Annotated in this window: 14 protein-coding genes, 6 tRNA genes and 1 pseudogene; 5 read left to right on the top strand and 16 right to left on the bottom strand. The window is 47.5% G+C overall.

Annotation, left to right across the window (positions count from 1 at the left end; translation table 11 throughout):
• Positions 1-113: 113 nt before the first annotated feature.
• Positions 114-203, bottom strand: a tRNA-Ser gene (locus MEPCIT_RS02175).
• A 276-nt stretch (positions 204-479) separates the two neighbouring features.
• Here MEPCIT_RS02175 and MEPCIT_RS02180 point away from each other — a divergent pair.
• The 3 genes and pseudogenes from MEPCIT_RS02180 to thiE all read left to right on the top strand — a co-directional run bounded on the left by MEPCIT_RS02180 (position 480) and on the right by thiE (position 3,063).
• Positions 480-555, top strand: a tRNA-Asn gene (locus tag MEPCIT_RS02180).
• 241 nt (positions 556-796) lie between these two features.
• A pseudogene (thiC, locus tag MEPCIT_RS02185) lies at positions 797-2,373 on the top strand (phosphomethylpyrimidine synthase ThiC).
• A gap of 33 nt (positions 2,374-2,406) precedes the next feature.
• Positions 2,407-3,063 carry a thiamine phosphate synthase gene (thiE, locus tag MEPCIT_RS02190; protein WP_013975801.1) on the top strand — a complete coding sequence of 219 codons (657 nt, stop codon included), beginning with the start codon at positions 2,407-2,409 and terminating at the stop codon, positions 3,061-3,063.
• A gap of 80 nt (positions 3,064-3,143) precedes the next feature.
• Here thiE and rpoC read toward each other — a convergent pair whose 3' ends face one another.
• The 15 genes from rpoC to lptF form a co-directional block, all read right to left on the bottom strand.
• Positions 3,144-7,352 (bottom strand): DNA-directed RNA polymerase subunit beta', encoded by a 4,209-nt coding sequence (rpoC, locus tag MEPCIT_RS02195; RefSeq protein WP_013975802.1) that lies wholly within the window; start codon positions 7,350-7,352, stop codon positions 3,144-3,146.
• 97 nt (positions 7,353-7,449) lie between these two features.
• Positions 7,450-11,478, bottom strand: coding sequence for a DNA-directed RNA polymerase subunit beta (gene rpoB, locus MEPCIT_RS02200; RefSeq protein WP_013975803.1), 4,029 nt, complete (start codon positions 11,476-11,478; stop codon positions 7,450-7,452).
• 276 nt (positions 11,479-11,754) lie between these two features.
• Complete coding sequence (rplL, locus tag MEPCIT_RS02205; protein WP_013975804.1) at positions 11,755-12,123, bottom strand: 50S ribosomal protein L7/L12; 369 nt, start codon at positions 12,121-12,123, stop codon at positions 11,755-11,757.
• Between the two features lie 76 nt (positions 12,124-12,199).
• The gene (gene rplJ, locus MEPCIT_RS02210; RefSeq protein WP_013975805.1) at positions 12,200-12,697 is read right to left on the bottom strand and encodes a 50S ribosomal protein L10; all 498 of its coding nucleotides are present in this window, start codon (positions 12,695-12,697) and stop codon (positions 12,200-12,202) included.
• Positions 12,698-12,843: 146 nt separating this feature from the next.
• Positions 12,844-13,548, bottom strand: coding sequence for a 50S ribosomal protein L1 (gene rplA / locus MEPCIT_RS02215; protein WP_013975806.1), 705 nt, complete (start codon positions 13,546-13,548; stop codon positions 12,844-12,846).
• A gap of 2 nt (positions 13,549-13,550) precedes the next feature.
• Complete coding sequence (rplK, locus tag MEPCIT_RS02220; RefSeq protein ID WP_013975807.1) at positions 13,551-13,979, bottom strand: 50S ribosomal protein L11; 429 nt, start codon at positions 13,977-13,979, stop codon at positions 13,551-13,553.
• Between the two features lie 158 nt (positions 13,980-14,137).
• Entirely contained in the window at positions 14,138-14,683 is a 546-nt protein-coding gene (gene nusG, locus MEPCIT_RS02225; RefSeq protein WP_013975808.1) for a transcription termination/antitermination protein NusG, read from the bottom strand.
• Positions 14,676-15,071: a preprotein translocase subunit SecE gene (gene secE / locus MEPCIT_RS02230; RefSeq protein ID WP_013975809.1), complete on the bottom strand. Its 396-nt coding sequence runs from the start codon at positions 15,069-15,071 to the stop codon at positions 14,676-14,678. Before secE ends, nusG begins: the two co-directional genes overlap by 8 nt.
• A gap of 103 nt (positions 15,072-15,174) precedes the next feature.
• Complete coding sequence (gene tuf / locus MEPCIT_RS02235; RefSeq protein WP_013975810.1) at positions 15,175-16,359, bottom strand: elongation factor Tu; 1,185 nt, start codon at positions 16,357-16,359, stop codon at positions 15,175-15,177.
• Positions 16,360-16,462: 103 nt separating this feature from the next.
• Positions 16,463-16,538 (bottom strand) — tRNA-Thr (locus MEPCIT_RS02240).
• Positions 16,539-16,542: 4 nt separating this feature from the next.
• A tRNA-Gly gene (locus tag MEPCIT_RS02245) sits at positions 16,543-16,617 on the bottom strand.
• A 73-nt stretch (positions 16,618-16,690) separates the two neighbouring features.
• Positions 16,691-16,775: transfer RNA gene (locus MEPCIT_RS02250), tRNA-Tyr, on the bottom strand.
• A gap of 8 nt (positions 16,776-16,783) precedes the next feature.
• Positions 16,784-16,859: transfer RNA gene (locus MEPCIT_RS02255), tRNA-Thr, on the bottom strand.
• Positions 16,860-17,022: 163 nt separating this feature from the next.
• A complete protein-coding gene (gene lptG, locus MEPCIT_RS02260; RefSeq protein ID WP_015580521.1) occupies positions 17,023-18,090 on the bottom strand; it encodes an LPS export ABC transporter permease LptG in 1,068 nt (355 codons plus the stop codon).
• Positions 18,084-19,181, bottom strand: coding sequence for an LPS export ABC transporter permease LptF (gene lptF / locus MEPCIT_RS02265; RefSeq protein WP_015580522.1), 1,098 nt, complete (start codon positions 19,179-19,181; stop codon positions 18,084-18,086). The genes lptG and lptF overlap by 7 nt, the downstream gene beginning before the upstream one ends.
• Before the next feature lie 342 nt (positions 19,182-19,523).
• Between lptF and MEPCIT_RS02270 the strand changes: the two genes are divergently transcribed.
• Together MEPCIT_RS02270 and MEPCIT_RS02275 are read left to right on the top strand one after the other, a co-directional pair.
• Entirely contained in the window at positions 19,524-19,967 is a 444-nt protein-coding gene (locus tag MEPCIT_RS02270; protein ID WP_013975813.1) for a DNA polymerase III subunit chi, read from the top strand.
• A 14-nt stretch (positions 19,968-19,981) separates the two neighbouring features.
• On the top strand, positions 19,982-22,846 hold the full coding sequence (locus MEPCIT_RS02275; RefSeq protein WP_013975814.1) for a valine--tRNA ligase: 2,865 nt from the start codon (positions 19,982-19,984) through the stop codon (positions 22,844-22,846).
• Positions 22,847-22,934: the final 88 nt, after the last annotated feature.

The following is a 22,934-nucleotide window of genomic DNA, read 5'->3' on the forward strand; positions in this document are numbered from 1 at the left end:
TCTTAACTAACTGTGTTTGGCTAAATGGCAAAACCATGATTTTTAGGAGTATATGTTGTACATTGCTAAGTGTTTAACGTTCAAGAAATAGTGTAATGTTTTTCACTTAACGTTGGCGGAGAGACAGGGATTTGAACCCTGGAAGGGATACTTCCCTTAACGGTTTTCGAGACCGTCCCGTTCAACCACTCCGGCATCTCTCCTGTTAACTATCGCTATCTATAATGCCCGGTTTTGCAGTATTTTCATAGTATTAATAATCTATTACTAACTATTCTAGTGTAGTGACAACTGAACTACTCCATAATCTGCCTATTTTAAACAATTTAATTATAGGTGCTTGCTTCACAAGCCAATGACTAATAGGAGCTTAAAAGCAATAATTAGGCGGTAAAAAATTTTGCAATGTTGTTGTTTAATGCTGTTATTTGTTGACAACATATTCATTTACCATTACTATTTTCATTTATTATGCTTATTCCTCTGTAGTTCAGTTGGTAGAACGGCGGACTGTTAATCCGTATGTCACTGGTTCGAGTCCAGTCAGAGGAGCCAAATTTAAACACCAAACTTAGGTAGCCTTAAGCAGCGGTTGCTGGTTAAGCTGTTAAGAAGCTCTTTAGTGATGGTCGCTAGCACGCACTGAACTCGCAACAGCTCCTGTATGTTTTATATTATCATCTGTACTCCAGGTTTTTACTTTACCGCCTATGCCCAAGCATAGGCGGTACTGTGTTATCCAGTATTTCCCGCAGTGTTTGATCAGCAAAGATTAAAGATTATTGAGGAACTTGCTATGTCATCATCTTCTCCTCCTATCTCACGACGTACCAGCCGCACGCAGGCAAAGAATTTCATTGATACCCTAACAACAGGCAATGCTTTTCCGAGATCACGCCGCATTTATTTGCAGGGTACGCTCCCGTCAGTCCGTGTGCCGATGCGCGAAATCCAGCTCAGCCCAACAAAAATAGTTGACAACGGCAAGACGCAGTATAAGGATAATGATCCGGTGCTGGTCTACGATACCGCTGGTCCTTATGGTGATCTTATGGTACCTATTGACGTCCGCACTGGGCTGGCGCAGATGCGTGCGCAATGAAGTTGCCGCTGGCCGCGCTATCATTCCCGCCAATATCAACCACCCAGAAGCAGAACCGATGATCATCGGCCGCAATTTTTTAGTCAAGGTCAACGCAAATATCGGTAATTCGGCGATAACCTCCTATATCGAGGAAGAAGTAGAAAAGCTGGTCTGGGCCGACCCGCTGGGGCGCAGATACAGTGATGGATCTATCTACCGGTCGTTATATTCATGAAACTCGTGAATGGATTTTGCGCAATAGCCCAGTGCCAATCGGCACTGTTCCACTGTATCAGGCTCTTGAGAAAGTACATGGTGTAGCGAGCAACCTAACTTGGGATGTGTTCCGCGACACGCTAATAGAACAGGCAGCACAGGGAGTAGACTATTTAACCCTACATGCTGGTGTGCTACTGCGCTATGTGCCGATGACCGCTCGGCGGCTGACTGGGATTGTATCGCGTGGCGGTTCCATTATGGCTAAATGGTGCTTGTCGCATCATCAGGAAAATTTCCTATACACCAATTTCCGTGAAATTTGCCAAATTTGCGCCGCATATGATGTGGCATTGTCTTTGGGGGATGGGTTACGCCCAGGTTCAATTCAAGATGCCAACGATGAGGCGCAGTTTGCCGAGTTTTATACTCTGGGCGAGCTTACCAAAATCGCCTGGGAATACGATGTTCAGGTGATGATAGAGGGACCGGGACATGTGCCGATGCAGATGATTAGGCGCAATATGACTGAACAGCTAACGTCTTGCCATGAAGCACCTTTTTATACGCTCGGTCCGATCACCACCGATATTGCGCCTGGCTACGACCATATCACTTCAGGCATCGGTGCTGCTCTTATCGGTTGGTACGGTTGCGCAATGCTTTGCTACGTTACACCGAAAGAACATCTTGGTTTACCTTCGAAAGAAGATGTCAAACAGGGATTAATTACCTACAAAATAGCCGCCCACGCCGCTGATATTGCCAAAGGTCACCCCAGCGCGCAAATGCGCGATAATGCCATGTCGAAAGCGAGATTTGAATTTCGCTGGGAAGATCAGTTCAATCTCGCTTTGGATCCTGACACTGCCCGAGCCTTTCATGACGAAACACTGCCGCAGGCAGCTGGTAAAATGGTGCATTTTTGCTCCATGTGCGGACCGAAATTTTGTTCGATGCAAATCTCGCATGAGATTCGCGATCAAGCCGCTGCGCAAGCGAAACAGACAATGGAAGAAGGCATGTCTGGTATGGCATCGGCGTTTCTTGAACGCGGCAGTGATATCTATTAGTAAGCTTCTAGTAAGCTTACATAGCTGTGAGTTATGAACGCTAATCATACCTGTGCACCAGTGCCACAAAGAATTGGTCTTTATCCTGTCGTAGATTCGTTGGTTTGGCTGGTGCGCATACTTGATGCCGGCATCAAGACAGTACAATTACGCATAAAAAAACTCAGAGAACCGCAGGTAGCGGCAGAGATCGAAGCGGCGGTCATGCTAGGTCGCCGCTATGAAGCCCGGGTATTTATCAACGATTACTGGCAGCTAGCTATGCATTATGGTGCTTACGGTGTACATCTTGGCCAGGATGATATGTATAGCGCTGACGCTACCGCCATACGCAACGCTGGCTTGCGCCTTGGTCTGTCTGCCCACGACAAGACAGAGATCGTGCGCGCGCTGGTTTGGCAGCCATCTTATATAGCAATCGGTCATATCTTTCCAACTACTACAAAAGTAATGACCTCTGACTATCAAGGGCTGGAGCAGTTGCAGCAGCTGGTCACAGAGCTGCCACCAATTCCCACCGTTGCTATCGGGGGAATAAGTTGTGAACAGGTAGAGGCTGTACTGATGTGTGGGGTGGGAAGTGTAGCAGTGGTAAGCGCTATTACCAGCGCACCAGACTGGCGCCAGGCAATATACGCCTTACAATCTATCATAGCGCAGCAGCATGGGAGCGCGACCATTGGCCGTTGATGCGCCCGCCGGCTGGCCTATCTATGGTTACGTTACTATGGCGCGGAATCGAACAACCATTCCGCGCGAGCAAATGACAATCAGTTGGTTTTGCCGTTCAAGCCGGCGTTCAGAAGTTCAGACAAATTTGTATAAGCATCCTCAGCGGTAATCTGCGCTTCGCCCTGCTGACGATGACGAGTACGTTCCTGATGATAAGCGTAGCCGGTGCCGGCTGGAATTAAACGGCCGACGATCACATTTTCCTTCAGACCACGTAGCTCATCACGTTTACCGGCTACGGCTGCTTCGGTCAACACGCGAGTTGTTTCCTGGAATGAAGCGGCGGATATAAACGACTCAGTTGCTAGCGAAGCTTTAGTAATACCTAGCAGATCGCGCATGTAGGTTATTTCTGCCTTACCTTCTTGTTCCAACTTACGGTTAGTTATCTTGATACGAGAGTATTCAGCCTGTTCTCCTTCCAGAAACTCAGAGCAGCCGCTGCTAGTGATTGTCGCTTTACGTAACATCTGACGAATAATAACTTCGATGTGTTTATCGTTGATCTTAACACCCTGCAGACGGTAAACATCCTGGACTTCTTGGATGATATAGCTGGTTACAGCATGCACGCCACGTAGACGAAGAATGTCGTGCGGTGATTCCGGACCATCGGAAATCACATCACCGCGTTCTACGAGTTCACCTTCAAAGACGTTTAGCTGCCGCCATTTTGGGATCATTTCTTCGTAAGTGTCACTACCATCTACTGGCGATATAACTAGGCGGCGTTTGCCTTTGGTTTCTTTACCAAAAGTAACAATACCGCTTCTCTCTGCCAGAATTGCTGGTTCTTTAGGGCGGCGGGCTTCAAATAGATCGGCAACTCGTGGAAGACCACCGGTAATATCTTTGGTACCGCTAGTTTCCTGCGGTAAACGCGCTAGCGTATCGCCGCTGGTGATTTTTGCGCCATCTTCCAACTGAACTATAGTTTTACCCGGAAGAAAATATTGTGCTGGTATATCTGTTCCAGGCAACCGCACATCTTTGCCGTTAGCATCTATAATACGCAACGCCGGTCGCAGCTCTTTACCGCCGCTGGTACGTTCAGCGGTATCCAGCACCACAATCGAGGATAAACCAGTCAGTTCGTCGGTTTGTCTGGTAATGGTCTGTCCGTCGATCATATCAGTGAAGCGGACGAAACCGTCTACTTCCGTGATTACTGGCATGGTATGTGGATCCCAATTGGCCACTGTTTCTCCACCAATTATCTCGGCACCGTCGCCTTTGGCCATCACGGCACCATAAGGCACTTTATAACTTTCTTTAGTACGGCTGAATTCGTCAATTAGCTTCAACTCGGTATTACGTGAAGTAATCACTAGCTTGCCGCCGCCGTTAACTACAAACTTGGCGTTGCTTAACCTAAGGATACCTTTGTTTCTCACTTGAATACTGGATTCGGCAGCAGCACGGGACGCAGCACCGCCGATATGGAACGTACGCATAGTAAGCTGCGTTCCAGGCTCGCCGATGGACTGCGCGGCTATAACGCCGATAGCTTCGCCTTTGTTCACCAAATATCCCCTAGCTAAATCTCGGCCGTAGCAGTTGGCGCAAACGCCAAAATCCGTGTTACAGGTCACCACTGAACGCACCTTGACGCTATCAACCGAGTTTTCTTCTAGCACGTCACACCAATGCTCGTGTAATAGAGTATTACGCGCCATCAGAAGGTCGGCAGTACCAGGTTTTAGGACTGCTTCTGCCGTTACGCGGCCAAGCACGCGTTCGCGTAGTGGTTCTTTCACATCTCCGCCTTCGATAACCGGGGTCATCACAATACCGGCAAAAGTACCACAGTCATCCTCAGTCACCACCAGATCCTGCGCTACATCAACTAAGCGACGAGTTAGGTAACCTGAGTTCGCGGTTTTCAGTGCCGTATCCGCCAAACCCTTACGTGCCCCGTGGGTGGAGATAAAGTACTGGAGGACGTTTAGACCTTCCCGGAAGTTTGCAGTAATCGGTGTTTCTATAATCGAACCATCTGGCTTAGCCATCAGACCACGCATACCTGCTAGCTGGCGAATTTGCGCCGCCGAACCACGGGCACCGGAGTCAGCCATCATGAAGATGCTATTGAAAGATAACTGCCGCTCTTCCTCGCCGTCACGGTTAATAACTGCTTCGGTGGAAAGATTATCCATCATAGACTTAGCAACGCGCTCGTTGGCAGCGGCCCATATATCTATCACTTTGTTATAGCGTTCACCAGCGGTAACCAGACCTGACTGAAACTGCTCTTGGATCTCGGCCACTTCTGATTCTGCTTCATCAATAATTTCGGCTTTCTTCTCAGGAATAACCATATCATCGATACCGACAGAAGAGCCGGAACGGGCAGCGTAGGTGAAACCTGTATACATAATCTGGTCGGCAAAAATTACGGTTGACTTTAGACCAAGCACGCGATAGCAAGTATTCAGCATCTTGGATATGGCTTTTTTGCCAAGTACCTGGTTAACTAGCGAGAATGGCAATCCCTTTGGCACGATCATCCACAAGATGGCGCGGCCGACTGTAGTATCAACCAGACTGGTGTTTTCCACCCATTCACCGTTATCAATGTTCTCATGCTCGGTGATACGTACTTTAACGCGGGCATGCAGCTTAGCTAATCCTGCACGGTAGATACGCTCCGCTTCTTTTGGCCCGTTTAACACCATACCTTCGCCTTTGCTGTTGACGCGATCGTTGGTCATATAGTAAAGACCCAGCACCACGTCCTGCGACGGCACGATAATAGGCTCGCCGTTAGCCGGAGACAGAATATTATTGGTGGACATCATAAGTGCACGAGCTTCCAACTGGGCTTCTAGTGTAAGTGGAACATGTACCGCCATCTGGTCACCGTCAAAATCGGCGTTGTAAGCAGCACACACCAGCGGATGCAGTTGAATGGCTTTACCTTCAATTAGCACCGGCTCAAACGCCTGGATACCGAGACGGTGCAGCGTCGGCGCCCGGTTCAGCATTACCGGGTGTTCGCGGATCACCTCGTCCATGATATCCCAGACCACGGCTTCTTCGCGTTCCACCATTTTCTTGGCGGCTTTGATCGTCGTGGCAAAGCCACGCAGTTCAAGTTTGCCGTAAATGAATGGTTTGAAAAGCTCAAGCGCCATTTTTTTCGGCAGACCGCACTGATGCAGACGTAGGTAAGGACCAACGGTAATCACCGAGCGGCCGGAGTAGTCGACGCGTTTACCTAGTAGGTTTTGACGAAAACGACCTTGCTTACCTTTAATCATGTCGGCAAGAGATTTAAGCGGACGCTTGTTTGAACCGGTAATAGCGCGTCCGCGCCGACCGTTATCTAGCAACGCGTCTACTGCTTCTTGCAACATACGCTTTTCGTTGCGAACAATGATATCCGGTGCCGCCAGATCCAGTAGGCGCTTCAAACGGTTGTTACGATTGATCACCCGGCGATACAGATCGTTCAGATCAGAAGTGGCAAATCGGCCGCCATCCAGTGGGACCAGCGGACGTAAATCTGGCGGCAATACTGGTAAAACGGTGAAGATCATCCACTCAGGCTTATTGCCGCTTTGCAAAAATGCTTCCATCAGCTTGATGCGCTTGGTCAGCTTTTTATGTTTGGTTTCTGAATTGGTTTCTGCCAACTCTTCGTATAACTGCTTGCATTCATGCTCTAAATCAATATTTTTTAACAGCGATTGGATCGCTTCAGCACCCATTTTGGCTTCAAATTCGTCACCAAATTCTTCCAGCGCGTCAAGATATTGCTCTTCAGTAAGAATCTGATGGGGCGCAAGGTTGGTCATGCCGCCTTCAACTACAACATAGTATTCAAAATATAGCACGCGTTCGATATCTCGTAGCGGCATATCTAGTAGTAAGCCGATACGAGACGGTAGCGATTTTAAAAACCAGATGTGGGCGGTGGGCGCGGCGAGCTCTATATGACCCATACGTTCACGACGAACCTTGATTTGTGTAACTTCAACGCCACACTTCTCACAGATTACGCCGCGGTGTTTCAAGCGCTTGTATTTACCGCATAGGCATTCATAGTCTTTCACTGGTCCGAAAATACGTGCGCAGAAAAGACCATCTCGCTCCGGTTTAAAGGTACGGTAGTTAATGGTTTCAGGCTTTTTAACTTCACCGAAAGACCAAGAACGGATCATATCTGGCGAAGCCAGCGTAATTTTGAGCGCATCAAACTCTTCGTTTTTAATTTGTGCTGTAAGAAATTTAAGTAAATCTTTCACTAATTAGCTCCTGTCGGAGTGGGAAATGTTACACACCTAAAAGCTCATTCGCCCTAATTAACATTATTAACATTGTAAATCGCCCCGATGCAGAACATTAGTGTTCTTCCAGCTCGATATTGATGCCCAGCGAGCGGATTTCTTTTAGTAAGACGTTAAAAGATTCCGGCATCCCTGGTTCCATCATGTGATTACCATCAACAATGTTTTTGTACATCTTGGTACGACCGTTAACATCATCCGACTTAACGGTAAGCATTTCCTGCAAGGTGTACGCCGCGCCGTAGGCTTCCAGCGCCCAAACTTCCATCTCACCGAAGCGTTGGCCACCGAACTGAGCTTTCCCCCCTAGCGGCTGCTGGGTAACCATACTGTACGAGCCGGTGGAACGCGCATGCATCTTGTCATCAACCAGATGGTTAAGTTTCAGCATGTACATATAACCTACAGTAACCTGGCGTTCGAATTGTTCTCCGGTACGACCATCAAACAACGTTATCTGACCTGAGGTCAGCAAGCCACTGAACTGCAGAAGCTCCTTTATTTCTTTCTCTTTAGCCCCATCAAACACTGGCGTTGATATAGGCATACCTTTCTTCAAATTTTCTGCTAGACGCAACACTTCTTCATCGGAGAATGTGTTGAGATCCACCGTCTGGCGCAAGTTGTCACCTAAATTATAGGCCTTCTGGATAAAATCACGCAGTTTAGCAACTTCTGTTTGCTGCTTGAGCATAGTATTGATCTGATCGCCAATACCTTTGGCTGCCATACCCAAATGGGTTTCCAGAATCTGGCCAATGTTCATACGCGATGGTACCCCCAGGGGGTTCAGAACGATATCCACCGGTACGCCGTTTTCATCGTACGGCATATCTTCGATCGGATTGATCTTGGAGATAACGCCCTTGTTACCATGACGACCAGCCATTTTGTCGCCCGGCTGAATTTGACGTTTAACCGCTAGGTACACCTTGACTATTTTCAGCACGCCAGGGGCTAAATCATCACCCTGGGTGATCTTACGGCTTTTGGCTTCCAGCTTCTTCTCGAAATCGTACTTAAGAGCTTCATATTGCGCTGCGAGCTGTTCGAGCTGATTCTGCTTATCTTCATCTGCTAGTTTCAGTTCAAGCCAGTGATCATGGGTTAGGTTGTCCAGCTTATCCGTTTCGATGCCGCCGGAAATCAGAACATCGTGAATACGGGCAAACAGGCCGGCTTCAAATATTTGTAATTCTTCGGTCAAGTCTTTTTTGGCCTGTTTTAGCTGCATATTCTCTATTTCTAATGCCCGCTTGTCTTTTTCTATGCCATCGCGGGTAAACACCTGCACATCAATAACAGTACCGTAAACGCCGTTCGGCACGCGTAGTGAAGAGTCTTTAACGTCGGAGGCTTTTTCACCAAAGATGGCGCGCAATAGTTTCTCTTCTGGCGTCAGCTGGGTTTCACCTTTTGGTGTTACCTTACCTACCAGAATATCACAGCCGGTAACTTCCGCACCTATATAAACTATACCGGACTTATCTAGTTTGGAGAGAGCAGCTTCACCAACGTTAGGAATATCTGCTGTAATCTCCTCCGGCCCAAGCTTAGTATCTCTTGATACGCATGCCAGTTCCTGAATATGGATGGTGGTGAACAGATCGTCCTGTACTACGCGCTCCGAGACCAACATCGAGTCTTCAAAGTTATAACCGTTCCATGGCATAAAAGCGATGCGCATATTCTGACCTAGCGCCAGCTCACCAAGATCTGTTGACGGACCGTCTGCTAGCACGTCACCGCGTTCAACTTGCTCATCCAATGAAACGCAAGGTTTCTGGTTTATACAAGTGTTCTGGTTGGAACGAATGTATTTGGTCAGATTGTAAATATCAATGCCGGCTTCTCCCGGATACATTTCATCCGGATTAACGTTAATTATGATACGTGAGGCGTCCACGTACTGTACCGTTCCTCCTCTTTTAGCCACGGCAGTGACGCCGGAATCAACTGCCACCGCTCGCTCCATACCGGTACCGACTAGCGGCTTTTCAGCACGTATAGTTGGTATCGCCTGACGCTGCATATTCGCACCCATCAATGCTCGGTTGGCGTCGTCGTGCTCCAGGAATGGAATCAGTGATGCGCCGACCGATACCACCTGCTGGGTTGATACGTCCATATAATCAATCTGATCACGGTTAAACAAGCTAGATTCGCCCCGGCTGCGGCAGGTCACCAAATCATCGACAAAACGACCATCTTCGCCAAGGTTGGTATTAGCCTGCGCGATAACGAAATTGCCTTCTTCAATCGCAGAAAGATAATTGATTTCGTCTGTTACCACACCTTTCAGCACACGTCGATAGGGAGTTTCAAGGAAACCGTATTCGTTAGTCTGTGCATATACGGAGAGCGAGTTGATAAGACCTATGTTCGGCCCTTCTGGTGTTTCTATGGGACACACTCGGCCGTAATGGGTTGGATGCACGTCGCGCACTTCAAATCCTGCACGCTCACGGGTTAGACCGCCCGGACCTAGCGCGGAGATGCGGCGCTTGTGGGTAATTTCGGAAAGTGGGTTATTCTGATCCATAAACTGCGACAGCTGGCTGGAACCAAAAAACTCTTTCACCGCAGCTGAAATAGGTTTGGCGTTGATTATGTCCTGCGGCAGTAAAGTATCTATATCTCCTAAAGACAGACGCTCTTTTACCGCGCGCTCCACGCGCACCAGACCAACTCGGAATTGGTTTTCCGCCATTTCTCCCACGGAACGGATGCGGCGATTACCCAAGTGGTCAATATCGTCGACTTCACCTTTACCGTTGCGGATATCGATGAGTTTTTTCATTACGTCAATAATATCGTCCTGACTAAGGATGCCAGAACCTTCGATATTTTCACGTAGCAGCGAACGGTTGAATTTCATCCGTCCTACTGCAGAAAGATCGTAACGATCGTCCGAGAAGAATAGATTGTCAAATAAATGCTCGGCAGTTTCGCGAGTAGGTGGCTCGCCTGGCCGCATCACACGGTATATTTCCACCAACGCACTCAGGCGATCGTTGGTTTGATCAATGCGCAATGTTTCTGAAATATAGGCGCCGTGGTCAAGATCGTTAGTGAACAGAGTCTCAATACGCTTGAAACCCAATTGCATCAGTTTAGCCAAAAGATCTAGATTCAGTGCCATATTTGCTGGCACGATAATTTCACCCGTGTTTTCATCTATGTAATCTTTTGCTACCACTTTGCCAACAATGTATTCGGCCGGCACTACGATCTTATTGACGTGATCTTGTTCTAATTGACGAATATGGCGTGTGGTTATACAGCGTCCTTTTTCAACATAAACGGTGCCGTTGGCAGTAATATCAAATGATGCTGTTTCACCACGTAAGCGCTCAGGTATAAGCTCCATCTGCAGCTTTTTATGGTAAATTTCGTAGACTACTTTCTCGAAGAACGTATCCAAGATCTGGCTAGTACTATAATTAAGCGCTCGCAGAATAATGGTCGCCGGAAATTTTCGGCGGCGGTCTATACGGACGAATAAATGGTCCTTAGGGTCGAATTCAAAATCCAACCAAGATCCTCGGTAAGGAATAATACGGGCATTGTAAAGTACTTTACCAGAGGAGTGTGTTTTACCCTTGTCGCTGTCAAAAAATACGCCGGGGCTACGGTGTAGCTGGGAAACAATCACACGTTCGGTGCCGTTGATGACAAAGGTACCATTGTCAGTCATGAACGGTATTTCGCCCATGTAGACTTCCTGCTCCTTGATATCTTGTACCGTACCAGCCGGTGCTTCGCGATCAAAAGTGATAAGGCGTAACTTCACGCGCAGCGGTACGGAAAACGTTATCCCACGAATCTGGCACTCTTTAACATCAAAAACAGGCTCGCCAAGACGATAACTCACATATTGCAATGCAGCGTTGCCGCTGTAGCTCTGTACTGGAAATATGGAACGAAAAGCTGCTTCCAGCCCGTACTGACCTTCCGGGTCTTGCTCGATAAACTTCTTAAAAGAGTCTAGCTGGATGGAGAGGAGATAGGGAACGTCTAAAACTTGCGGACGTTTGCCAAAATCCTTACGAATGCGTTTTTTTTCGGTATAGGAGTAAACCATATGGTTCCTCAGCTAGCTGATCAATAGACCACGGCTACCATATACTAGGACAGTAACAGTACATGCAACACTATGATCTCCGCAAGGCACTTTACTTAACTAGTTAAACAGTGAAACTAGGTAGCCGAGGCAGTAGTCGGCGAGGGGATAAAATTTAATAGTTTATCAGTAGTGAACGGATTAGCAACACCAATGATCCCCTACAGCGCAAAAAAGGCTGGTAGCTTTTGGCCACCAGCCATCAGCCTAATTCAGGCTGCAACTTATAAGATTAAGTTATTTCACTTCCACTGCAGCACCTGCGTCTTCCAGAGTTCTCTTCAGTGCGTCAGCATCATCTTTGCTCACCCCTTCTTTAAGAGTTACAGGTGCGGATTCAACCGTATCTTTGGCTTCTTTCAGGCCAAGACCGGTAGCTCCACGCAGGGCTTTAATAACAGCAACTTTGTTCGCCCCGATTGCACTCAGCACAACGGCAAATTCAGTTTTTTCTTCTGCCGCTTCAGCGGAAGCAACTTCAGTCACTGCGACCACAGGAGCGGAGGAAACCCCGAATTTTTTTTCCATCATGGATATCATTTCAACCACGTCCATGACGGACATTTCTGCAACCGCGTCCAGAATTTGTTCTTTAGTGATAGACATAGCTAGTATTCCTAGAATTCAGACAGTTTGTTAACATTTGCAATGGCTTTTGCTTTCTAATAGATATAACCGTAAATCATATCGCTGGTTTTTGATCGCACAGTGAAGCTAACGTGCGAACCAGCTCTCCGGCAGAGGCATCTTTCATTACTGACATCATGCGGACGATTGCTTCTTCGTAAGTTGGTAAATTTGCTAGTCGGTCGATCTGCGATGCAGGAATAACTGTTCCTGCAAAGGCGGCAGCTTTAATTTTAAAATTGGGATTTGCTGTAGCAAAATTCTTAAACAGACGAGCTGCTGCGCCTGGATGTGTATTAGAAAATGCAATTAAAGTCGGACCTATAAACGTGTCTTTTAGCCCCTCATACAGGGTGTCTTTCACTATGCGGCACATCAGTGTATTGCGAACAACGCGCATGTAGACACCGGCGGCACGACCTGCTTTACGCAGCTCAGTTATTTTATCTACCGTAATGCCGCTTGAATCTGCAACAACGACAGAAGGCGCGTATTTGGCTAATTCGCTGACTTCAGCAACAATAGTTTTTTTGTCTTGAAGATTTAATGCCATTAGCTTGTATGTACTCCTGGAAGGGGACCACCCCATAATTTAAAGTTAATTTACATACTTTAATCTTGAAATTAAGCTGTCGTCCCTGAAACCGAAAATGTCGGTATTGCATTTACGGTAAACAAGAAACTACTGTAACGCAATAACTAATTTGCTGCAGTTAATAGGCTGCTTTGATCGATTACTACCCCTGCGCCCATGGTGGTGGATAGGCTAACTTTCTTGATGTAAAAGCCCTTGGCTTGTGTTGGTTTAGCTTTTTTCAGCGCCATTAGCAAATATTCCAGATTTTCTTGTAATTTTTCAGACTCAAAGTCAACTTTACCGATTGTGGTGTGGATAATACCGTTTTTGTCGTTGCGATAGCGAATTTGACCAGCTTTGGCCTTTTTAACTGCTTCCGCGATATTAGGGGTGACGGTGCCGAATTTGGGGTTTGGCATCAGACCGCGGGGACCGAGGATATGACCCAGCTGGCTGACAAAACTCATCACTTCCGGAGCCGCAATAACTACGTCGAAGTTGATATCGCCTATTTTGATCTGGTTAGCTAAATCATCCATGCCAACCAGATCAGCACCGGCGGTTTTAGCAACTTCAGCGTTAGTGCCTTGGCTGAAAACGGCCACGCGCACGCGGCGGCCGCTACCGTGCGGTAGCACGGTAGCACCACGGATGTTCTGATCTGATCTGCGTGCATCAATGCCAAGATTAATGGCAACATCGATGCTTTCAACAAACTTAGCTGTAGCTAATTCTTTCAGCAACGCCACTGCCTCAGTAAAGTTGTATTGCTTATTTGAAGCAATTTTATCGCGGATGACACGCTTGCGCTTGGTTATTTTAGACATGATTAATCCTCAACTACCAGGCCCATCGAACGAGCGGTACCAGCAATGGAGTGAGACATCGCTTCAACGTTGGCACCAGTCATATCAGACGCTTTGGTTTCGGCGATTTCACGTACTTGCGCGCTGGTCACTTTTCCAACTTTGCTTTGATTCGGCTTACTAGCACCTAATTTGATGCCGGCAGCTTTTTTCAACAGCACGGCGGCTGGCGGAGTCTTGGTAACAAACGTAAAAGAACGGTCTGAATAAACAGTGATAACAACAGGAATCGGTAACCCTTTTTCAAGGCTTTCGGTTTTAACATTAAAGGCTGTACAGAATTCCATAAGGTTAACTCCTTGTTGACCAAGGGCTGGACCTACAGGTGGACTAGGGTTTGCCATTCCTGCCGCTACCTGCAATTTGACATAGGCTTGCACTTTTTTGGCCATGCAATTTCCTTTTACTTTTATGTTTTATGTGATGATATCGCCAATTAAGGCTTCTCGTAAAATACGATAGGTAGACGTATAGTCTACCATACCAAGACTAACAGTCTTTCTATTTTAACTTTTAACTTAGCACCACGAGCAAAACATGCGGTCAACACTCAGCATTTCTCAACCTGACCGAAGTCAAGTTCCACCGGAGTGGCGCGACTAAAAATAGATACCGATACTTTCAAGCGGCTTTTTTCGTAGTCAACCTCTTCCACCACGCCATTGAAGTCGGCAAAGGGGCCATCGTTAACACGGACCAGCTCACCCGGTTCAAAAATAGTTTTCGGCCGTGGCTTATCTCCAACCTGCTGTAGGCGCTGCATGATCGCTTCTACTTCTTTATCGCTGATAGGTGCGGGACGATCCGAGGTACCGCCGATGAAGCCCATGACGCGCGGTAAACTTCGCACAAGATGCCAACTAGCGTCATTCATCACCATATGCACCAGAACATAGCTTGGAAAAAATTTCCGTTCACTTTTACGCCGCTGGCCGCCACGAATTTCAACAACCTCTTCTGTCGGTACCAGAACTTCGCCAAACAGCGCTTCCATATTGTGAAGTTTGATATATTCGCGTAGGGCTTGCGCTACGCGTCCCTCAAACCCGGAAAACGCCTGAAACACATACCAACGTTTTTGTTGAGCTTCAGACATCTGATAACCTCAGGCTATGTATGAATGATACCACACGAACGAGCAAACCATCCAGTCCCCACAGAATCAGTGAGATTACGGTCGTGACCGCGATGACAATTAACGTCGCATGGAACGTTTCCTGGTAAGTCGGCCAAATTAATTTACGCACTTCGTTACGTGCTTCACGCGCAAACTGAATAAAAGACTTGCCTTTGGCCGTAACTATGGCCCACCAGCCCGCGAGAGCGATAATAACGACTGCTAGTGCTCTCAAGCATAAGCAGTGATAATCGCGGTAACAATAGTTACCAACTATGGTAACTATTAACAGAACAGTGACAACGATTAACCACGTCACCACTTCCCGCCCCCGCGCGCGTTTTGTCGATTTGGTATGTGTACCCATCAAAAACCTGTCAATGAGCCCCTGACTCTAATCGATTCTATCTTACTTATCTCATCATCGGTCGCTTGAAACAGTGGAATATCAGCCTGCATGTACTACTGGTTTAAGCGATAAGTTTAGTCACCACACCAGCGCCAACGGTATGGCCGCCTTCGCGGATAGCAAAACGCAAACCATCGGCCATGGCGATCGGGGCAATCAGGTTGACCACCATTTTAACGTTGTCGCCAGGCATCACCATGTCAACTCCTTCTGGCAGTTCGATGGTACCGGTAACGTCAGTAGTACGGAAGTAGAACTGCGGACGGTAGCCTTTAAAGAAGGGTGTATGACGGCCGCCTTCTTCTTTGCGCAAAATATACACTTCAGATTCAAACTTAGTATGTGGCTTAATCGAACCTGGTTTAGCCAGAACCTGGCCCCGCTCAACGTCGTCACGCTTAGTGCCACGCAGCAGCACGCCCACGTTCTCGCCGGCACGTCCTTCATCCAGTAGTTTACGGAACATTTCAACGCCGGTGCAGGTTGTTTTGGTGGTATTTTTCATGCCAACAATTTCCACTTCGTCACCCACCTTGACGGTGCCGCGTTCCACACGACCAGTAACCACGGTGCCGCGACCTGAGATTGAAAAAACATCTTCGATAGGCAGTAGGAACGGCTGGTCAATGGCACGTTCTGGTTCCGGAATGTAATTATCCAGCGCGTTCGCCAGTTCAATAATTTTTTGCGTCCAATGTTCGTCACCTTCCAGGGCTTTCAGCGCGGAGCCGCGGATCACCGGCGTCTCATCGCCCGGGAAGTCGTACTGAGACAGTAGTTCTCGAACTTCCATTTCCACTAGTTCCAACAACTCTTCGTCTTCGACCATGTCACATTTGTTAATGAACACGATGATGTTAGGTACGCCTACTTGGCGACCTAACAGAATGTGTTCGCGGGTCTGGGGCATCGGACCGTCGGTGGCGGCAACCACCAGAATCGCGCCATCCATCTGGGCCGCGCCAGTGATCATGTTTTTCACATAGTCGGCGTGCCCCGGGCAGTCTACATGCGCGTAGTGATGGCGCGGGGTATCGTATTCAACGTGCGAAGTGTTAATAGTGATACCGCGGGCTTTTTCTTCTGGCGCGTTGTCGATCTGATCAAAGGCACACGCGTTTCCGCCGTAAGCCTTGGCCAGAACGGTGGTGATGGCGGCGGTTAAGGTAGTTTTACCATGGTCAACGTGGCCGATAGTACCGACGTTAACGTGTGGTTTAGTGCGTTGAAACGTTTCTTTAGACATCGCTTGTCCCTCTAAGACACAAACATATCGGTGGTTCAATTAGGCGAAATACCTGCTAATGTTTTGTAAATTCATCCAGAATCAGGAAGGAGACAAAAAGTAGTGGTGCTAATAGGCAGATTCGAACTGCCGACCTCACCCTTACCAAGGGTGTGCTCTACCACCTGAGCTATATCAGCAGATTGGAGCGGGCAGTGGGAATCGAACCCACATCTTCAGCTTGGAAGGCTGAGGTAATAGCCATTATACGATGCCCGCAGCTTGGACTCGGCTACCTGATATTTATTAGGTCTTTTCCCCGGTAGTTCATAACCATTGGCTTTTCCTAATTTGGTGGTGGGGGAAGGATTCGAACCTTCGAAGTCTGTGACGGCAGATTTACAGTCTGCTCCCTTTAACCGCTCGGGAACCCCACCTGATCCTTTGGTGCCGGCAGAAGGAGTCGAACCCTCGACCCACTGATTACAAGTCAGTTGCTCTTCCAACTGAGCTATGCCGGCATTAAGTGTTTCGCATTCTAGGTAGAGCTGATGACCTATGCAACAAAAAAATCGAGAAAATTTCAATTTTACGCAAAAAAAACCAATGTGACGACGTAACCCGCGAACTCTACTACTCTACTAGAAGCAGTTAATACTGCTTATGCAGCAGTATTAGGCAGTATTAGTTAGTTAATAGCATAACTATACTGATGATCATAAAAACCATGCTGGGTAGTAATGCACCGAATACTGGCGGCAGGTTGTATACTAGACCTAATGGCCCGCAGATGTGATCCAAGACGTGAAACAATAAACTGCAACTTATGCCTGTAATGAATCGTACCGCCGGAGGCACGCTGCGCAGCGGTCCGAAAATAAAAGACAGTGCCACTAGCATCATCACCACCACTGAGAAAGGAGAGAAAATTTTGCTCCACAGCTTCAACTGGTAACGTTTGAAGTTCTGCCCACTCTGCTGAAGATACTTAACGTAATTAGCCAACCCAGAGATAGACAATGAATTTGGCAACGCTATTACCCCCAATTTATCCGGCGTCAGATTGGTTTCCCATTCAACGTTTAGGTGTTGCTGACCATTGATTTGATGGCGGTTAGTTAAATTAACTTCTTCCACCTGTGATAGTTTCCAACTGCCATTGTTAAAGTGAGCCGTTGCGGCATAGCGCAGCGACTGTAGCCGTTCTGCTTTTTGATCGAAGTGATAAATATTGACGCCGGCCAGCTTATCATTGCCAACTAACCGCTCGATGAAAATAAAATCATCACCGTCCTTGGCCCATAGACCGTGTTTATTTGACTGCATGGAGCCGACGTTAATTGCTCGGTTGCGGTAATGATAGGCTATTTGCTCGCTTGCTGGAGCTACCCATTCGCCGATGGCCAGGCTCAACAGCACCAGTGCAATGGTTGTTTTCATGACTGAACTGGCTACCTGCAGTTGGCTGAAACCAGCTGCCTGCATTACCACTAGTTCACTGCTGGTTGCCAGAGAACCCAGCCCCAGCAACGTGCCAATTAGAGTAGCCATCGGAAAAAAGATCTCGCTATCCTTGGGCACGCTAAGTAAGGTAAACAGACCTGCGCCCATTACCGAGTAGTCCCCCTGGCCAACTTTGCGCATTTGCTCAACGAATTTGATCAGACTAGATAGCGACACCAGCAGGAACAAGGTCATCATTATGGGATTGAAAATTGTTTTACCAATGTAGCGGTCCAAGACCCTCAACATGAGGGTGCGCCTTTTGGTAGCAGCCACCCACGCAGCCTTCTGATCGGTACGGTGTCCAACACATTCAATATTAGCCCTAGCACTAGAAACAACACATTGGTCAGCCACAGCCAAAACATCGGGTCAAGCTTGCCCTTGGCACTATGATAGCGCAGGGTAATTTGTAGCAAAAAGAACAGTAGATATAGCAGCATTGCTGGTAGTATACGCAGCACGATACTCTGCTGCCGTTGGTTAACTACCGACAGCGGTACCACCATTATGGTCATAATCAACACCGACACAACTAACGTTAGCCTCCAGTGAAACTCAGCGCGCGCCTCCGGCTCAGACGAGTGCCACAGTTGGTGCATTGTCATTTGCTTAGTTTCGATGCTATTCGCCACAGATCTAGAGCCGATCAGCGCTTGATATTTAGCAAAACTAGTAATGCAGAAATCTCGCAGCAAAGCAGTCCCCTCATAGCTAGTACCATTATCCAGCATTAAGATTTGCGAGCCGTCAGACAGCTTGGTCATATGGCCACGGTCTGCCATAATAACGAAAGGGCGAGCATGGCAATTTGGCTTGATCTTTGCCATGAATATATGTTCAAACACTGTATCCTGAACTTTACCCACGAACAGCACCAAATTACCGTTATCGGCTAATTTGAATTGCCCAGCCGCTGTGCTAAGATTAACTTTTGCGTCCGATATTACTATCGCTTGATAACGTGACAAACCGGGTGAAAGCCATATCACATTCACCGCTGCTACTATCGCGTTCATCAAACTGAGCAGCAGCGCCACACGGATCAAAATACTTTTACCAAACCCACAAGCGTATATAACCGTAATTTCATTTGCAGCGTACATACGGCTAAGTATCACTAACACACCAAGGAATAGACTCAAGGGAAGAATTAATTGCACCATTGCCGGCAAACTTAATCCCAGTAAGGCTAACACTACGTTTAGTGGAATATCTCCCTCCACTACTGTGCCTAAAAGTTGTCCCAGTTTTTGGCATAAAAAAACCAACAGCAGGATGAACAGAATGGCGAGCTGGCTTTTAACGGTCTCCCAAACCAGATATCTAGTAATAATCACACTTATGGCGCCTGTAAAAACTTGTTTATTTGTAGAAAGTAGAAAAGATTTAGTAATTTTCATCACTAATCTATCATTGATACTTCTAAAAAACTTACATGTGGTTGATAGCACAGGTTGCTATCACATTATATTTTAATCTTTTGCTGATAAAATATAACCAACATGGAACTTGATAACCGTTTTACGCTGGTGGCCTAGCGATGATTGTTTTTGCCATTAACAGACCAGCCCATTATATCCCGCGCTAATGTTTTTTTTATAGAATTTAATTGGTGAATTTTGTCTGCCTGCTCGGCAGACCGCAGGTTGTTTTTATGTAATTAACTGATTAACTGGCACATGAAAAACGCAACCTTTTATTTACTCAACCAAGCCAGTCTTAACCTCATGGAATGGCTGGCCTGTTATTTTACCGTCGATAAATGGCGGGAGGGCAAACTGGTACTTATCGCCTGTGAGGATGAAGCCCAAGCGCTTAGAATAGACGAAGCGCTGTGGGCGTGCGATCCTGATACTTTCGTACCACATAACCTGACGGGAGAATGCTCGCCATACGGCACGCCAGTAGAAATTTGCTGGCAACAGCGCCGTGGTAGTAACATGAATAGGGAGGTGTTGATAAGCTTGCTGTTGTCGGTCTACGCGGATTTTGCCTCATCGTTTAATGAAGTCATTGATTTCGTTCCGGCTGAAGCAACTTTAAAACAGCTGGCGCGCAATCGTTATAAAACTTATCGTAGCGTTGGCTTCCAATTGACTACGGCAATACCACCAACAAGGTGATTAAAACAAGTATCATGGATAAAAAATACCAGCCCAAAAAGATCGAGCAACAGCTGTATAAGCACTGGGAGCAGCGTGGTTATTTCAAGCCGCACAATGACCACAAGCAGGATAGCTACTGCATCATGATCCCGCCGCCAAATATTACTGGCAGCCTACATATGGGCCATGCCTTCCAACAGACTATTATGGATACTCTTATTCGTTATCAGCGTATGTTGGGTAAAAATACTTTGTGGCAGGTTGGTACAGATCACGCCGGCATCGCGACGCAGATGGTGGTTGAACGCAAAATGGTCGCAGAAGAGGGCAAAAACCGCCACGATTGCGGCCGCGCCGCTTTCATTACTAAGATTTGGCAGTGGGAAGCACAATCCAGCGGCACCATTAACCATCAGATGCGCCGACTTGGCGTTTCTGTGGATTGGGAACGCGCGCGGTTCACAATGGACGAAGGGCTGTCCAACGCTGTTAAAGAAGTGTTTGTGCGGCTGTATCAGGAAGATTTAATTTATCGCGGCAAACGCCTTGTTAACTGGGACCCGACCTTACGCACCGCTATTTCTGACCTGGAAGTAGAACACCGAGAGTCAACAGGCTCAATGTGGCAGCTGCGTTATCCGCTGGCCGAAAGTACGTACACTGCCACTAAGCTGGATTATCTTGTGGTCTCAACCACGCGGCCAGAAACCATGCTAGGAGATACCGGCGTGGCAGTAAACCCGGCAGATCCGCGCTATCGCGACTTGATTGGTAAATTCGTCATACTTCCGCTTGTCGGCCGCCGTATACCAATCGTCGGCGATGCACACGCGGATATGACTAAAGGCACCGGCTGTGTCAAAATTACTCCAGCACATGATTTTAACGACTATGAAGTAGGCAAACGCCACGCACTGCCTATGATCAATATATTCACCTTTGACGGTGCAATCCGCCAGCAAGCCGAGGTTTTTGACACTAATGGTGAGACAAGCCAGGCTATATCTAGCGAAATTCCGGTGGCTTTCCGTGGGCTGGAACGGTTCGCCGCCCGCAAGGCCATCGTTGCCGAATTTGACAGATTGAATCTGCTAGTAGATGAGGTCACTGACCAAGAACTCACGGTGCCTTATGGAGATCGCAGCGGCGTGGTTATAGAACCGATGTTGACAGATCAATGGTACGTACGCGCCGCGCCACTAGCGAAAGTAGCGGTGAAAGCGGTGGAACTGGGTGAGATTAACTTTGTGTCGAAGCAGTACGAAAACATGTATTTCAGCTGGATGCGGGATATACAGGATTGGTGTATTTCCCGTCAGCTATGGTGGGGCCACCGTATTCCAGCATGGTACGACCCGGAGGGCAGGGTATATGTAGGTCGTAGCGAGATCGACGTGCGTCAGCAACATCAGTTAGCTGATCATGTACCACTGCGCCAGGAAGAAGATGTGCTGGATACCTGGTTTTCCTCTGGACTATGGACCTTCTCCACTCTAGGCTGGCCGGAAGATACTGAAACGCTACGCACGTTTCATCCCACAAGTGTAGTGGTTAGCGGCTTTGATATAATTTTTTTCTGGATAGCGCGCATGGTAATGCTGACCATGCATTTCATCAAGACTGACAATGGCAAGCCGCAAGTGCCGTTTAAAACCGTCTATATAACCGGTCTTATTCGCGATGAAGAAGGGCATAAAATGTCTAAGTCCAAAGGTAACATTATTGATCCTCTGGACATGGTTGACGGCATTTCGCTGGTAGCTTTACTTAAAAAGCGCACCGATAATATGATGCAGCCGCAATTGGCTGACAGTATATGCAAACGCACAAAAAAACAATTTCCACACGGCATTGCGCCGCACGGTACCGATGCTCTGCGCTTCACGTTGACCGCTCTTGCCTCTAATGGCCGCGATATTAAATGGGACATGAATCGTCTAGAGGGGTATCGCAATTTCTGCAATAAATTGTGGAATGCCAGCCGTTTTGTCCTGATAAATACCGAAGAGCATGACTGTGGTTTTGACGGCGGCGATCAAGTACTATCGCTGGCAGATCGCTGGATCCTGGCGGAATTTAATCAGTTGGTGACGGCTTTTCGCCAGGCGTTAGATAATTATCGTTTTGATTTGGCTGCAGGTATGTTGTACGAATTCACATGGAACCAATTTTGTGACTGGTATCTTGAGCTAACCAAGCAGGTTATGAGCTGTGGTAATGACGCCGAACTTCGTGGTACCCGCCATACGTTGGTCAACGTACTAGAAGCGTTACTACGTTTGGCACATCCAATCATGCCATTTATTACAGAAACAATCTGGCAGCGGTTGCACAACCTTACTAGTAGTAACAAGGGTGAGACCACCATTATGCTGCAACCGTTTCCCGCCTATGATGCTGCTTTAGAAGACGCTGCTGCCATCAGCGATGTGGAATGGATGAAGCAAGCTATCATCGCGGTTCGCACGATTCGTGCCGAAATGAATATTGCGCCTAATAAGCCGTTAGCGGTATTGTTACGCCAGGCTTCACAGGCGGTTACGCGCATAGTAAACGAAAACCGTCGCTTGATTGTTACCATTGCACGGCTTGAAAGTATCACACTGATGTCAGCAGATGATACATGGCCCGTTTCTGTTACCAAAATTATCAACGGCGCCGAACTGCTGATACCGATGAACGGTATTGTTGATAAAAACACAGAGCTGGCACGACTGGCGAAGGAAGCGGTGTACATAGAAGGCGAAATTGGCCGTATCTCTGCTAAACTAAATAATGATTACTTTATCTGCCGGGCGCCGGAATATGTGGTGGTAAAAGAACGCCAGAAATTGGCAAGATATCAGCAATTCAGAACAAAATTACTTGAGCAGCACGAGATCATTGCAAGTTTGTGACCGCTATTTCATGGCACCTAGCGGTGATTATTTGATAAACGGACTAACAACCAGCGCAGCTAGCAGCCAGCTGAGGCACATGATTGCT

Origin of the sequence: Candidatus Moranella endobia PCIT (genome assembly GCF_000219175.1) — a bacterium.
Classification (GTDB): Bacteria; Pseudomonadota; Gammaproteobacteria; order Enterobacterales; family Enterobacteriaceae; genus Moranella; species Moranella endobia.